Source organism: Sporolactobacillus nakayamae (assembly GCF_900113325.1).
Taxonomy (GTDB): domain Bacteria; phylum Bacillota; class Bacilli; order Bacillales; family Sporolactobacillaceae; genus Sporolactobacillus; species Sporolactobacillus nakayamae.
The window spans coordinates 73,352-88,223 of sequence record NZ_FOOY01000014.1; the positions used below are offsets into that span (position 1 = coordinate 73,352).

Sequence of the window (14,872 nt, forward strand, 5' to 3'; positions counted from 1 at the left end):
AATCGTTTTATGATGAGTCACCGGTTTGTTTTTTCAAATAACAGAATAGATTTCAAACGTTTAAAGCAGGATCTCCCTATACCGGGCGGTCCTTTTTTGATACGATGAGTAGGTTGTTTTTAATTGAAGCATCGGATGGAGCGAATGAATGATGGTTTGGAGAAGGACGATTAGCCATAATGTGCGTTACAATTACATCTATAATTTTTGTTCCTTTTTTGGTGTGACGGCGCTTTGGGTGCTCTATTTGACGCATCACGGGATGTCGCTGGTCGAGGTTGGGCTGCTCGAGAGTATTTTTCATATTAGCAGTTTCATTTTCGAGGTGCCGAGTGGGGCGCTGGCCGATCGGCTGAACTATCGGGCAGTGCTGATTATCGGACGGGTTTGCGCCATGGTCAGCAGTTTCATCTTGATTTTTTCACATGATTTTCTATGGTTCGCGGTCGGTTTTGTCATTTCAGCATGGTCCTATAATTTGAATTCCGGCACAATTGACGCATTAGTCTATGAATCATTGCACAATCTGAACATGGAAAGGAAGTTCATCAGAGTCTCGGCGAACAGTAACGCAATCTATGAATTTGCGGATACATTGGGCATCTTTGTTGCCGGTTGGTTTGTCAATGTCTACTTTGAAGGTGTGTACTGGATTCAAATCGTGATTTCTCTTTTTGCCATTCTGTCCGTTCTAATGATGGTCGAGCCGAAGAAGATGGAGCGAAAATCAGAAAAGGTCATCGGCTATTTCACAATTTTGAAGAATGCCGCTGTTTTTCTTAAAAAAAATGCGCAGTTGCGGTTTCTCATGATCTTCTTCGCATTATTCCAAGGGATCGCTGCAACGTATTATTTTTATTTTCAGTCGCTCGTGGATGGGCGCGGGTTCAAGGGCATGCAAATCAGCCTATTGATGGTGGCATCGGCTGTGTTCCAGATTATCGGTGCGAAAATCTCGCCGCAAATCGAAAAAAGAGTCGGTCAAGTCAAATTGATTAAGTGCTTTTCTGTTTTACTGTGCGCATTGCTCATCCTTTCGTTTGTGAATCAGCTCGTCATGCTGGTCATGTGCTTCATTGCCATGAATACGCTCGTCGCGGTCAGTCAGCCGATCTTCAGTAATTATTTTAATCAACTCATTCCATCGTCAAGCCGCGCAACCTTGCTCAGCGTCTCCAGCATGCTGTTCAGTGTGACGATGATCTTTCTGTTCCCATTCACTGGCTGGATGATTGAGAAGCTGAATTTTACGCTGAGTTTTGGGGTGATGGGCGGAGTATTTGCGATATTTTTAGTTGCGTTGCTTGGACTTATGAAGAAAAGGGGGAGGTGACCTGATGGCGAATAGTTGGGATCCGGAGCAAGTGGTTTCTAAGGAAGCGGCACGGCAGTTAATTGAACGGCAATTCCCTGAGCTCGCTCCGGCAACGATTTATCCGCTTGGCGCAGGCTATGATAATACGGTTTATTTGGTGAATGAACGGTATGTGTTCCGTTTTCCGCGCAGGCAGATCGCGGTGGATTTGCTGCGCGCGGAGGGCCGGCTGCTGCCGAGGCTTGCTGATCGTTTGCCGCTTCCGATTTCCATACCGTTGTTCTTTGGTTCGCCGGATGCTACTTATCCATGGCTGTTTCTCGGTTATGAGCTGGTTCGCGGGCAGCTGCCGGTCACGCTGACGCATGAAGAACGCACGCGTTCCACCGCGGATTTGGCGCGCTTTTTGCGTGCGCTGCATGATTTTTCTGCTGCTGAGGCTGCCGGACTTGGCGTTCCTAATGATGTGCTCGGGCGCTTGGCTATTGGAAAACGAAAAATGGCGCTGCTTGACCGCGTGAATCAGATGGAGACGTTAAATTTGTATTCATCAGTTGGCAATCTGCGACGGTATGCCGAGAAGACAGGTCCGATTCCTTTAACGAAGAAAAAGTGCCTGGTACACGGGGATTTGCACATTCGAAATATTGTTATTGATCAGCGCCATAAGGTGAGCGGAGTGATCGACTGGGGTGATGTTCATATCGGTGATCCTGCTGTTGATTTATCGATTGTGTACAGCTTTCTGCCAAGCAGTGCACGCGCCGAATTTTTCTCAGTCTATGGTGAAGTGAGTGACGCAACGAAAGCCTTGGCAAAATGGAAGGCGGTCTTCACAACGGTTTCGCTGCTGCTGTATGGGCATGATCAGCAGAACGCGGATATTGTTGAGGGATGCGGGCAGAGTCTGGATTTGATTTTGGAGGAATGACCTGCGTTCATGGAATTGTCGGATTTAAATAGAGGAATTGCAGATTTTGACGCTGAACTTTTTATTATGAAAGTGAGGCGATGAATTGTTCATCAAACCCATCCAACTCCCCTACCACATCCGGCAGTATGAGGCGCTGACCCATCGGTTGAAGGCGGACAGCACGTGCGACTATGTGCTGTCGCAGTACAAAAGACTAATGGCCGGTTATCGCGGCGAACAGTCTTTGGACTTTGCCCTCAGCTATCTCTCCGACAAAGATTTCCGTATTTTCCACAATCTCCGTTTGTACGATCATGTCCATTATTTTCAAATTGATTTTCTTGTGCTTTGTGACCGCTACGCATTGATTCTCGAAGTGAAAAACATTCTTGGTAAGTTGACTTTTGACACGGAGATGCGTCAGCTGATTCGTGAATTGGACGATGACATTGATGTTTTTGATGATCCAATTACTCAAGCAGAGTACTTAACAGGTTCGCTGCATCAGTGGTTGGATGAACGCGGTTTGTCATTGCCGATCATTAATCGTGTGGTGGTCGCTTCTGCTGCGCAGATTCAGGTAACGAATTTAAAAAGTGATCGGATCAAAAAAATTGTCCGTCGGGCGAATCTCAAAGCCGAATTGTTTACTATTGATAAGCAATTCAGCAAAGCACACCTTTCGACAGATGTGCTGAACAAAGTGTCGGCTGCGTTGCTCGAGGCGCATCAATCGCTGATTATCAAACCGTTTCGATCATTGATCAAGCCTGAAGCAATCATAAAAGGTGTGCGGTGCCCCGATTGCGGCGCAATGCCAATGAGAAAAGTGAAGCAGCACTGGCACTGTGCAGGCTGTGATCATCTGTCGAAAACGGCACATTTATTGGCGTTGCTTGATTACCGCCTCATCCACGGTCCGGCAATAACAAATAAACAGTGCAGGGATTTTTTGATGATGACATCAGAAACGACCGTGAAAAAGTTGCTCCGGTCGGTTGCATCTCATTTTGAAGGTGAAAAAAAGGCACGAATTTATTATTTACCTGCTGATTTCTGTGCGAATTTTGAAAAGGACCGTTAAATCCTTGAAAAGGACCGATAAATGTTGGAAACAGACCGATAAATAGTTCAAAGAGACCGATATAATTTCGAAAAGGACCGTTAAATCGCCAAAACAGACCGATAAATAAAATGAGCGGTTGAGTGCCTAGTGCTGCTCCAAACAAACAGGGCAAATTAATCGCTTATAAAGGAGGAACCTCAATTGTCCCAGCAACAAAACAGCTATCACACGGCGTTCGGTTGTTACGGCATCGCCGAACACAACGGCAAAATGATTGTCATCGACAAAACCGGCGGCCCGTATATCCATCGCTATGATCTGCCGGGCGGGAGTCAGGAAACCGGCGAGTCGCTGCTCGAAACGCTCCAAAGAGAATTTAATGAGGAAACCGGCATGACGGTTTCCGACTGCATTCAAATTGGAGCCTTTGACTTTTTTCTGCCGTGGAACTGGAAGCAGTTCACTCATGTGCATCATGTCGCGGTTTTCTACCAAATCACACAGCTCACCGGCAACTTTGAGCAACCGGTTGCGTTCGATGGGCAGGATTCTGCAGGCGCGCATTGGGTGGATCGTGACGCGCTCAACGAAAACAACGCATCTCCCTTAGTCCTGAAGGCCGCCGAGTGGCTGAGCGCGAACAAGCAGCCGAATGAAGCAACCGTTTATAAATCATGGCAGGTGCTATGATCGCGCCAGGGCCTCTCGCACTGCCCAGGCCTGGTGCTCATGGAATAGAAGCGGCGGACATTCTCGCACATCAACCCATTCCAAAAAATTGTCAGGTTCAGTCGGCTGCTGTACTTGCTTACCAAGCTCTGCAGTATAAAAATAACCATCGCTGACCATTGGCCGAACAACAGGCAGCGTTGACAGAAAATAACGTTTTGCATGGCAAAGATAGCGAATCCCATCGATGGTACAGCCTGTTTCCTCAAGCAACTCGCGCTTCAGGCACTGCTCATCGGATTCGCCGATCTCAATACCTCCGCCGGGGAGAAAATACTGAATGCTGTGTGCGCGGATCAAGGCAACTTTTGAAAAGTCATTCACTTTGAAGATAACCGCGTACGCGCCTTTTCTCACCGTATAGTTGACACCGCTTTTTACCACACCAAAAACACGCATCGTTACTCACCTCTATAAAATTCAAGAATAAGCCCATAATAACATAGAGAATAAGTTGTGGAGGGTTTGCTGTGGTCATTTTTAAATCATTAACCGCTGAAGACGCAGAGCAGTACCGAACATTGAGAATCGAAGCATTGACAAACAACCCTGAGGCATATGCGTCTGATTTGGAAACCGAGAAGCACCGGACCATGGATCAGATTCGCAAACATCTGTCTGACGCCGATGTAGTGACCGTGGGAGGGTTCGATGGAGAGCGACTGATCGCCATTGCATCGCTGCATCGGGAACCCTTACCGAAAATGGCGCACCGTGCGACGCTTACCAGCGTTTATGTCGCGCCCGAATACCGAGGACAGCGCATTGCTCGGAGGATCATGGAATACGTGATTGATGTTGTGAAAAACGAAGGCGTTGCCAAACTCTATTTGTTTGTCGTCACAACCAATGAAAGTGCTATTCGCGCCTACAAAAAATTCGGATTTAAAATCTACGGTGAGGATCATGACGCGATGAAGGAAGACGACGGATTCGTGGACGAATACCTCATGGTGAAGTATATCTAGGCCCATTGAGCGGCTGCTGCCGAACCGTCTAGGTCAGCATTGGATGACAAATACTGCGCAAGTGTCCCGGAATAGAGGATCTCCGCCTCATTCAGTTCAAGAAAATCACAGGGCTTGATAAAACAGGCGGGCTTGCTGAAAAAGTACGCACCGCTTTTTTCCAGCAGCGTTGAGACAAACTGCGAGCAAAAATAGGCGTTTCGTCTGCCTATCCTGTGATGAAGCATGATACCGATAATTCCCTTAAAATTATAATGATAGCAGTAGCCGTAATCTTGAAAATAAGCGAGCAGAATACGTGCCCGGTAATAGGCTTTCTGAGTTATTGGAAGACGCAGAATGCTGATTTGCGTTTCTTGGTCCATAGTTGCGAACTGTTCCTCAATAAATCCACCGTTAAGAAAATTCAGCTTGCCTTTCCGACCGAAACTGTAGGCGGTCATTGGCGAATCAAGAGAAATGGCCGCGTGAGAATAGGCATCGCCGGTCCAGAGCCGGACGAGTTGTGCCGGTAGTGTTTTTGAATGAGTAAGTAAGATATAAGCATACATGACTGGCATTCCTTTCAATCCGTGTACGTATACTTTACCGTGCGGGCGAGTCTTCGGAAATATGCCTCAGTCATATTTTCAGCTAGGACTTAAGGTCGATAGCTAATGATGTCACACCTGGTCGCATTTAAAATACCGACCGGCAGAACCGATCGGTATCCATTGATTAGTGGGTCTTGCTAAAGGCGGATTCATCTTTTATTTCTTCGCGCAGCCCTTTCACACTTTCATCGCGACGCTGGTTCTTTTCATGCAGCTGGCGCTTCTCGTCCTCGTTCATTTCATCACCGTGCGCTTTTAAATAGTCATTAGTCTCGTTTATGTTTTGCAGTGTGCTGCCGATGTTGCGGCTGATTTTCTCCCAATTGTCGGAACGGTCATCCGGTTTTGCCATTGTTCTTCCCCCCTCTCCGTCCTTATTATGTGATCGATAACTATGTCGATACATACCAAACCTGACCAGTATCTTTAACAGCACAGAAATTTTTTATCACAAAATTGTCCGGCTGTTCAGCTAAGAAAAAACCACAAACAAATTATTGACCGAGTGGTCAATGCATGCTATAGTGTCATTGACCAAGTGGTCAACGCGCTATTTAAAGGAGGTTCACTGAGATGCCGGTTATTGAATTGAGTCATATCAGTAAACGTTTTGGCAAGTTTGTTGCTGTAAATGATCTTTCTTTTTCTGTTGAACAAGGCGAATTTTTCGGATTTATCGGTCCGAACGGAGCAGGCAAGTCGACAACGATGAATATGATGCTGAATTTTATTAAACGAAGCGGCGGGGAGATCTCGCTTCTTGGAAAAAGCGTTCCACAGCATGATCTTGATGTAAAGAAAAGGATTGGATATGTACCGAGTGATGTGCGTTTTTATCCGCAGCTGCGTGTTCAGGACCTGATCCGCTACACCTTGGATTTTCATCATATGGAAGGGGATCAGGCAGAAATTGATCGCTATTTTGAGCTGTTTCAAATTGACCGCAAGAAAAAATTCGGTGATCTGTCTTTAGGAAATAAGAAAAAGGTCGCGTTGGTTTGCGCGCTCATTCACCATCCGGAGTTAATTATTATGGATGAACCGACGAACGGGCTTGATCCGCTGATGCACGCTCGGCTGTTCCGAGTGCTAAAAGAAAAGCAGGAGCAAGGTGCGACCATCTTTCTCTCCAGTCACAATCTGAAAGAGGTTGAGGATTATTGTTCAAAGGTCGCGTTTATTCGCAGCGGTCAGCTGGTCGGTGTTGAAGACTTGTCTCAGGTCAATAAAAAAACGAAGATCGTGACCTTGAAAGGAAGCAAGTTGCCACTCGACGAAATGAAGGCGATTGGTGCGACCTGTACCAAAAAAGAGGAACACGAAGCGCGTTTTCTTTATGAGGGCGGTCTTCCGCAGCTCTTTTCAACATTGTCAAATCTGTCAACGGATCTTGAAGATGTGACTGTTGCAAACCGCGATTTGGAAGAACAGTTCATGTCGATGTATGAACGTCAGGAGGGTGAACGGCTATGACCTTGTTCAGACTAGAATGCAGAACGCATATAAAAACACTAGTGATTTGGATTGTTGTTGTTGGTGTGCTGACTCTTGGTCTCGTGTCATTATTTCCTGCAATGAAGGACATGGGGCTGCAGCAAATGGATTTGAAGTCAATGCCGAAAGATATGTTGAAAGCATTCAATTTATCGGATATGGCAGCCTTGGCGACAATCAAAGGCTATTTTGGTTATGAATATCAGTATATCGTGATTGCCACCGGCATTTTCGCGGCGATGCTCGGAACAAATGCACTCGCCAGAGAAGAGGCGGAAGGAACAATCGGCTATCTCTATGCTCAGCCGATTACGCGTCTTTCCATCGTTGGATCGAAAATGCTCGCAAACAGTTTGCTTTATACAGTATACTGGGCAGTATCAATGGCAATTGCTTTTTTGGGATGTATTCTCTTCAAGGAGTCGGGTGCATCCGTTCATGGGCTTTTTAAGAGCTTTGCACAATTAGCTTTCTCCGGATGGGTAATGGGGCTTACTTTTCTTGTATTCGGCTTTCTTTTATCGTCGTTCCTGTCCACAAATAAGTCTGCGACTTCGTTGTCTCTTGGTGTTGTCTTTCTCACCTTTATACTTGGTGTTGTGGGTAAGATGAATGATGATTTTCAGGCACTTGTCTTCTTCTCGCCGGTTGACACAGCACTTCCAAGCACTGTCTTCAAGAATGGAATTGAATGGAACTACATTGTGACCGACCTGATTGTGATCATGGTTTCCTGCCTGCTTACGTTTTGGATCTATAAGAGGAAGGATTTGAAAGTGTAATGGATGAACCGAAAGAAAAGGCAATTTTGGACGCGGCGATTCATGAGTTTGCGGTAAAAGGATTTGAACGGGCATCGACCAATCAAATCGCAAAATCATCAGGCGTTTCAAAAGGGCTGATCTTTCATTACTTTGATTCAAAAGAGAAACTTTTTGAAAAAAGTGTGGATTATGCGGTACGTTTTATGATGAAAGAGCTTGACTATGAGAACTGGAAATTATCCTCAGATATGCTTGCGGATATGCGGAAAATATGTGAGATGGAAGTTCATGTCTACAAAAAATATCCTGATATTTACCAGTTTATCACCAATGCATTTGCTCAGCCTCCGGAACGACTGACGGATAAAATGATCAGTTTATATAATGAATTGAATGCAATGACTCCGGATTTCGTTGGGGATACGATTGAGCGACTTGACTTGAAGGACGACGTGGACGCTGGTCTTTTAAAAGAGGTACTGCTCTGTCTTTTTAACGATTACAGCAATCGGACGATGGCTTATTTAAAGAAATATCCGAATTCGAGTATTGACGATCTTAAGCCGTTGATAGAGCGGTTGTTTGCGATGATGGAAATGACTCTGCGCGGTTTAATTAGGTAAGCCGTGAATGAGAAGAAAAGCAAAAAGCGGAAGGGGGACAGAATGATCGTGCGTGTCGGCACGGTTACCGTCCCGCTTCTTTTACTTTTCGCTTGAGGCGTGAACATCTAATGAAGTGTTTAAGGCATCCTCGCGCAGAAGATCGATACGGTCCAGTACATATTATAACGGCGAATTGATTCGCTGAAAAATATAAAAATGAGATCGTTTGACGAACAAACGATCTCATTGAACATGATTTTGTGCTTATTTTATCGATTGCGCACACAGTTCTGGCTTGTGCCGGTTTCCAGAACTTCAACCACGCAGTCAAGTGCGCCTTCAACAATGTTTTGTACCGCTGTTTCTGTGAAGAATCCAACATGCGGTGTCAGCAGAACCTGATCCATTGCGATCAATTTGGACAAAAGTGGATCATCGAGCGATTGCTCACTCAGATTTTTATTGATCATCGTTTCGTTTTCAAAAGTGTCGAGCGCGGCGCCAGCAATTTCGCCATTGTCAAGCGCTTCGATTAAATCTACAGTGTTAATGAGTGCGCCACGCGCGATATTGATCAGGAAAGCACTATTTTTCATGAGAGCTAATGTCTGCTTATTAATCATATGATATGTCGAATCAAAGAGCGGCGTGTGAAGGGAAACAATGTCAGCTTCCTTCAGCACGGCCTCCAGCGATGGGCGGTACTCAAGAATCGACTTGACCCGGTCGTTCGGGTACTGATCGAATCCAATAACCGTTGCGCCAAGACCTTTGAAAAGCTCGGCAGCGGTTGCTCCGATGCGTCCGGTCCCTATGATGCCAACGGTTAATGAACGAATTTCTTTCGAAAGCAGTCCACCCCAGCTAAAGTCTTTTGCTGCGACTCGTTTTTGAAATTGAGGTATATGGCGGACAAGCTGCATTGCTTGTGTGACCGCCAGTTCGGCAACGGCGTAAGGTGAATAGGCGGGTACATTAGTGACAATTAAATCATTTTTTTCTGCTTCATTCAGGTCAATCATGTCATAACCGGCGGTGCGTGTTGCGATCTGCTTGATTCCATAGCTTTTCAGCTGTGCGTAGAGGTTCGGTCCGCCGAGCTCGGTCGGTTGTTGAATACAGATGCCGTCAAACTGTTCGGATTGGGCAACGGTTTGTTCAGAGAGAAAGTCAGAAGTTGTCGTTAATTCAGCTTGATTCTTTTCAGCCCAAAGCTTAATTATTTCTTGTTCGTGGGGCTGCACGCCATACATCAAAATTTTCATGCGTTGTATTCCTCCCTTAGCGTTCACCTAAATCTTGGTACGTTATGATCTTCACCAATAAGCTCAGTTCGTGTGCTTGATTTCACAACCAGTTTAAACAATTTGAAAAAATATGTAAACGATACCAGTTTAAAGCATAACCGCTGTTTCGTAATGAAGCACCGATGTTATCATGTTAAAAATGTATTAGAAAACGTGGCTTCGCCCAGCCTTTGGAGAAGGCGAAGCAGCCGTCACGACGGCCACGGACATCCAAGACCCGGTGAGCAAAAGGTCACCTGTCACTAGAAGTGATGGCTTTCGTGTTGCAGGACATGCGCATTTTTAGCGAAGGTTCTTTTATTGCCGAGTTGCTACTTATGTTAGTTTCCGCTAATCTTTTAAGATTTACTATTTTTTTGCAAACAAAAAAACGTCTGCTTCAAATGAAGAGCAGGCGTTTTAAAAGTAATGACGATCAAATTCCCTTAAAAGCTTCGCGATAGATGTCCGCGAGTTCGGATACAAGCGGCATCTTTGGATTAGCAGTCGTGCATTGATCGCCAAACGCGCGGTCAGACAATTTGTCGAGTGCTTTCTCGAAATCAACGTTGCTGACCCCATTCGCTTCGATGCTCATTGGCATGTTCAGTTCTTGAGTCAACTTTTTAATCGCCTGAACGAGGTTCTCGACGCTTTCCTCAGTTGTCTTGCCGCCAACGCCGATAATTTGCGCGATTTCCGCATAGCGTTCATCGGCGATAAAGTGTTTGTATTTCGGGAATGCTGTGAATTTCGTCGGTTTCAACGCGTTGTAACGGATCACATGCGGCAAAAGGATTGCGCAGCAGCGGCCGTGCGCAAGGTGGAATTCGTTGCCCAACTTGTGTGCGAGACTATGATTGATGCCTAGGAACGCGTTGGAGAAAGCCATGCCGGCAATCGTCGACGCGTTGTGCATTTTCTCTTTCGCTAATTTGTCGCTGCTGTCTTTATACGATCTCGGCAAGAACTTGAATACAAGCTGGATCGCTTTGATGCACAGTCCATCGGTATAATCATTTGCCATGTTCGAGACATACGCTTCAATGGCGTGTGTGAGCACATCCATTCCCGAATCGGCGAGCACGCGTTGCGGAACCGTCATAACAAATTCCGGATCAATGATCGCGACATTTGGCGTCAGTGCATAATCGGCGAGCGGATATTTCATGTCATTCTGTTTGTCTGTAATAACGGAGAACGAGGTCACTTCCGATCCCGTACCCGATGTCGTTGGAATCGCGACGAATTTTGCCTTCTTACCTAAGTCCGGAAATTTGAACACACGTTTGCGGATATCCAAGAACTTCTGCTTGAGTCCGAAGAAGTCGGTTTCAGGGCTTTCGTAGAACAGCCACATACCTTTAGCAGCGTCCATCGCCGAACCGCCGCCAAGCGTGATGATCACATCGGGTTTAAAGCTGTGCATCATTTCCGTACCCTTTATAACCGTTGTAACCGACGGATCAGGTTCAACATCTGAGAAGACTTCAACGTGAACCGGTTCTCTGCGTTGTCTCAGGAAGTGAAGTACCCGGTCGACATAACCGAATTTCACCATTCCGGGATCTGCAACGATGAACGCGCGTGAAATATCAGGCATAACCGACAGATAGTTTGCCGCGTTTTTTTCAAAATAGATCTTTGGTGGGACCTTGAACCACTGCATGTTGTTGCGACGATTGGCCATTGTTTTAATATTGATCAGATTCGCAGTACCCACGTTTGTTGAAACCGAGTTGCCGCCGTATGTGCCGCATCCCAAAGTAAGCGAAGGGATAAAATAATTGTAGATATCGCCGATCCCGCCTAGCGATGACGGCGCGTTGACGATCAATCGCCCAGCCTTCATCTTCATTGCGAACGCATCGATCACCTTTTGATCAGTTGAGTGAATAACCGCTGAGTGGCCGATTCCGCCGAATTCCAGCATTTCTTCGCAGAGCCGGAGTCCTTCATCAGTGGTTTTTGCTTTAAAGCAAGCGAGCACAGGACTCAGTTTTTCGCGCGAAAGCGGAGACTCAGGTCCGACGGTGCTCAATTCCGCAATGATGACTTTCGTATCATCCGGAACGGTTACTCCGGCAAGCCCTGCGATAAAGGCGGCAGGTTTGCCGACAATCTGCGGATTTACGGCGCAGCGGCGTTCATCAATGACGAGTTTTTCAACCTTTTTCCTTTCCTCGCTGTTCAAAAAGTAGCATTTGTTCGCAATCATTTCCTGTTTAACAGCTTCATAGATTGCCGCGTCAACGACGACTGCCTGCTCCGAAGCGCAAATCATGCCGTGATCAAAAGTTTTGGAAAGAATCAAGTCATTTACGGCTTGCTTAATGTCGGCAGTTTTTTCAACGTATGCCGGCACATTTCCTGGTCCAACGCCGATTGCCGGTTTGCCGGAACTGTAGGCCGATTTCACCATACCGGAGCCTCCGGTGGCGAGAATGAGTGAGACACCTGGGTGATGCATTAACGCTTGGGTCGCATCAAGTGATGGCGCTTCAATCCACTGAATGCAATTCTTTGGAGCACCTGCAAGAATTGCTGCGTCACGGACAATCCGAGCTGCCTCGCTGCTGCATTTTTGCGCGGACGGGTGAAAAGCGAAGATTATCGGATTTTTAGTCTTAATGGAGATCAGCGATTTGAATAGGGTTGTCGAGGTCGGATTTGTAACCGGAGTGACACCCGCGATCACACCAACCGGTTCTGCGATCTGCACAATTTCGTCATATGGATCCTCGTTAATGATGCCGACTGTCTTGTTCTCTTTAATCGAGTTATAGATATATTCGGTTGCAAAAATATTCTTGATCATTTTATCTTCATAAACACCGCGTTTGGTTTCCTCGACAGCCATTTTTGCCAGCTCCATATGTTTGTCAAGCCCGGCCAGCGCCATTTGTTTCACGATCTCATCAATTTGGGATTGATTCAGTGGCCTAAAGTCATCCAGTGCGGTCTTTGCATTCGTGACTAATTGGTCAATAGTTTTTTTCAGAGTTTCTTTCTTTGAGTCTTTTGGATTTAATGCTTGTTCTTCAATAGCCATATGATTTGCCTCCTTTAGGTATAAACCATGACATTGTGAAATATTTCACATGTATAATTTACTTTAAAACGATTGGATTGGCAACGTCAATGATAGCGCTGTCACAAAGTTGAAACTTGATTATGTCTAATTTGTGGCGATCAGATGAATGAGGTTTTATGCGAGTATAAATTGGGTTGAATCTTTGCGGAGAGCAGACATATGGCGTGGCGAAGACTTGTCCCTCTTGAGAAAAGCAAGATTCAGCACCAATGCGAATGGTCGCAAAAATTGCTTATAATATAGGAAACAGTCGGTGAAACGGAGAGAGACGCACTCATGAAAATATGTATTATTGCAATGGCGGCCATGCTGTTCTTATCTGGATGCCGCGACGCTGTGCAAAATGGAGACCAGCAACATCTAAAGCCATCACCCTATACGAAAAACAGTTTTAAACACGTTAAAGGCATTCGCGTTTACATGGATAAGCGCAGCTATCCAGCGCGATCAAAAGATGTAACGCTGATTATCGAGAATAATACGGATGAGGGCGTTACTTTTGGAATGGACTATACGATTGAAATGAAACAGAAAGGCAGCTGGTACGTAATGCCGTTCCGTAAAGATGGTGCTTTTACCGCAATGGCCGAGCAGTTGAATTCGCATCAGATTGTCAGAAAAAAGATATCACTGGACTTATTGAGCGACAAACCGGAAAAAGGGAACTACAGAGTCATTAAGAAGATCGGAGCTCAAACGTTTCGTGCATCATTTGAACTGCACTAATGAGAATCCCGAAGAATTAGCAATTGGCGGGTGGAAAAACAGTAGACGAATAAAGGTAAGAGTCAGGTTAGACCGAATGCTGAAGTCAATCTAACGAGGAAAAAGTTGAACCCAATCCCCGGAAAGTCGAACCGAATGCGACCAAAGTCGAACCCAAGATAGGAGAAGTCGAACCGAAGAATAAAAGTTGAACCTAACGAGTGAAAAGTCGAACCGAACCAGAGCAAAGTCGAACCCAAGATAGGAGAAGTCGAACCGAAGAATAGAAGTTGAACCTAACGAGTGAAAAGTTGAACCGAATCATTGCAAAGTCGAACCCAAGATAGGAGAAGTCGAACCGAAGAATAGAAGTTGAACCTAACGAGTGAAAAGTCGAACCGAATCATTGCAAAGTCGAACCCAAGAGAGGAGTTCAACCCAATCCTTGGAGAATTCAACCTCAGAGAGAAAAAGTCGTAACGAATTCCCAAACTCGTAACGAACCGAAGGAAAATCGTAGCGAACTCACAGAAAGTAGTAGCGAACTCCCAGATTCGTTACGAACGAGCCCAAAATCGTAACGAAGTAATCAAAGTCAATCAGCGGTAAAAATCGTGCAGTTTGCCAAGTTGAAGACGAAGATTGACGAGATACAATCTGCTTATCGGGGCATGATTGTCGATCCGGAAAGCTTGACCTTGACTCATTTTGGCGACCATTGGAATGTTTCCGTTGATACAGTTGTTTCGTATACTTATGTGTACACGTTGAAATCAGACAAACAAATGAGAGACGCTTCTTATCAAAGAGGGATTACCTTTCGATTGATCTATGATTCGGAACAGAAACGATGGTTAGTGAGCGGTATCTCAGATAATTTCATAAATGAGCAAACAGCTTCCGGTTGGGAACACAAGAAAGAAGTGACCATTCCGGATCCGATTAAGCATGTTTGGCCGAATTTATAGGAGATATTCCTCGACTCAGCACGAGCCATACACTTTTTTATCGGCGATCTCATGAACGAAGCCAAGCTTGTCTGCGTTGTTCCATTACCATTTTTGTTCAATTTGAACTAATTCCGAACATTCTATTTGAATAAATGATTTAGCGTTCGCCTTTTCCGTTGACGGAAGATCCGCTGTGCTGATATAATGAACGGTGTAAAAAAAGAGTTTTTGTTTCGTGCACATTCATTGAAATTATTTTTCAAGGGCGCATTATGAAAGTATTCGCATTTATTCACGCTTCAATCGTTTTGGAGCTTTTTTTAGTTTGGGTTCATAAGCCACTGAATAGGAGCTTCGGCTCTGCCCTGAAAAATAAGGATGATGAACGCG

General features: G+C 45.5%; 15 protein-coding genes. 10 read left to right on the forward strand and 5 right to left on the reverse strand.

Annotation, left to right across the window (positions count from 1 at the left end; translation table 11 throughout):
- Window positions 1–148: 148 nt before the first annotated feature.
- The 4 genes from BM003_RS10630 to BM003_RS10645 all read left to right on the forward strand — a co-directional run bounded on the left by BM003_RS10630 (window position 149) and on the right by BM003_RS10645 (window position 3,984).
- Window positions 149–1,333: an MFS transporter gene (locus BM003_RS10630; protein ID WP_093672882.1), complete on the forward strand. Its 1,185-nt coding sequence runs from the start codon at window positions 149–151 to the stop codon at window positions 1,331–1,333.
- Window positions 1,334–1,337: 4 nt separating this feature from the next.
- Window positions 1,338–2,246: a phosphotransferase gene (locus BM003_RS10635; RefSeq protein ID WP_093672884.1), complete on the forward strand. Its 909-nt coding sequence runs from the start codon at window positions 1,338–1,340 to the stop codon at window positions 2,244–2,246.
- A gap of 85 nt (window positions 2,247–2,331) precedes the next feature.
- Window positions 2,332–3,312 carry a nuclease-related domain-containing protein gene (locus BM003_RS10640; RefSeq protein WP_093672886.1) on the forward strand — a complete coding sequence of 327 codons (981 nt, stop codon included), beginning with the start codon at window positions 2,332–2,334 and terminating at the stop codon, window positions 3,310–3,312.
- A 183-nt stretch (window positions 3,313–3,495) separates the two neighbouring features.
- Window positions 3,496–3,984, forward strand: coding sequence for an NUDIX hydrolase (locus BM003_RS10645; RefSeq protein ID WP_093672887.1), 489 nt, complete (start codon window positions 3,496–3,498; stop codon window positions 3,982–3,984).
- On the opposite strand, the gene BM003_RS10650 is transcribed toward BM003_RS10645, so the two are convergent.
- Window positions 3,979–4,422, reverse strand: a complete 444-nt coding sequence (locus BM003_RS10650) for an NUDIX hydrolase (RefSeq protein ID WP_093672889.1) — start codon at window positions 4,420–4,422, stop codon at window positions 3,979–3,981. The genes BM003_RS10645 and BM003_RS10650 overlap by 6 nt on opposite strands.
- 71 nt (window positions 4,423–4,493) lie before the next feature.
- On the opposite strand from BM003_RS10650, the gene BM003_RS10655 reads away from it, so the two are divergent.
- Window positions 4,494–4,991 (forward strand): GNAT family N-acetyltransferase, encoded by a 498-nt coding sequence (locus tag BM003_RS10655; RefSeq protein WP_177184753.1) that lies wholly within the window; start codon window positions 4,494–4,496, stop codon window positions 4,989–4,991.
- On the opposite strand, the gene BM003_RS10660 is transcribed toward BM003_RS10655, so the two are convergent.
- Together BM003_RS10660 and tlp are read right to left on the reverse strand one after the other, a co-directional pair.
- On the reverse strand, window positions 4,988–5,542 hold the full coding sequence (locus BM003_RS10660) for a hypothetical protein (protein ID WP_093672893.1): 555 nt from the start codon (window positions 5,540–5,542) through the stop codon (window positions 4,988–4,990). The genes BM003_RS10655 and BM003_RS10660 overlap by 4 nt on opposite strands.
- A gap of 166 nt (window positions 5,543–5,708) precedes the next feature.
- A complete protein-coding gene (tlp, locus tag BM003_RS10665; RefSeq protein WP_093672895.1) occupies window positions 5,709–5,936 on the reverse strand; it encodes a small acid-soluble spore protein Tlp in 228 nt (75 codons plus the stop codon).
- 221 nt (window positions 5,937–6,157) lie between these two features.
- On the opposite strand from tlp, the gene BM003_RS10670 reads away from it, so the two are divergent.
- Genes BM003_RS10670 through BM003_RS10680 form a run of 3 tightly spaced genes read left to right on the forward strand, consistent with a single transcriptional unit; the run spans window position 6,158 to window position 8,465 of the window.
- Window positions 6,158–7,057, forward strand: coding sequence for an ABC transporter ATP-binding protein (locus BM003_RS10670; RefSeq protein WP_093672897.1), 900 nt, complete (start codon window positions 6,158–6,160; stop codon window positions 7,055–7,057).
- Window positions 7,054–7,860, forward strand: coding sequence for an ABC transporter permease subunit (locus BM003_RS10675; RefSeq protein WP_093672899.1), 807 nt, complete (start codon window positions 7,054–7,056; stop codon window positions 7,858–7,860). The genes BM003_RS10670 and BM003_RS10675 overlap by 4 nt, the downstream gene beginning before the upstream one ends.
- A complete protein-coding gene (locus BM003_RS10680) occupies window positions 7,860–8,465 on the forward strand; it encodes a TetR/AcrR family transcriptional regulator (RefSeq protein ID WP_093672901.1) in 606 nt (201 codons plus the stop codon). Before BM003_RS10675 ends, BM003_RS10680 begins: the two co-directional genes overlap by 1 nt.
- 251 nt (window positions 8,466–8,716) lie before the next feature.
- On the opposite strand, the gene BM003_RS10685 is transcribed toward BM003_RS10680, so the two are convergent.
- Entirely contained in the window at window positions 8,717–9,712 is a 996-nt protein-coding gene (locus BM003_RS10685; RefSeq protein WP_093672903.1) for a D-2-hydroxyacid dehydrogenase, read from the reverse strand.
- Window positions 9,713–10,169: 457 nt separating this feature from the next.
- The gene (gene adhE, locus BM003_RS10690) at window positions 10,170–12,785 is read right to left on the reverse strand and encodes a bifunctional acetaldehyde-CoA/alcohol dehydrogenase (RefSeq protein ID WP_093672905.1); all 2,616 of its coding nucleotides are present in this window, start codon (window positions 12,783–12,785) and stop codon (window positions 10,170–10,172) included.
- Window positions 12,786–13,103: 318 nt separating this feature from the next.
- Here adhE and BM003_RS10695 point away from each other — a divergent pair, with 318 nt between their 5' ends.
- Window positions 13,104–13,553 (forward strand): immunoglobulin-like domain-containing protein, encoded by a 450-nt coding sequence (locus tag BM003_RS10695; protein ID WP_093672907.1) that lies wholly within the window; start codon window positions 13,104–13,106, stop codon window positions 13,551–13,553.
- Window positions 13,554–14,161: 608 nt separating this feature from the next.
- Complete coding sequence (locus tag BM003_RS10700) at window positions 14,162–14,500, forward strand: hypothetical protein (protein WP_143128455.1); 339 nt, start codon at window positions 14,162–14,164, stop codon at window positions 14,498–14,500.
- Window positions 14,501–14,872 lie beyond the last annotated feature (372 nt).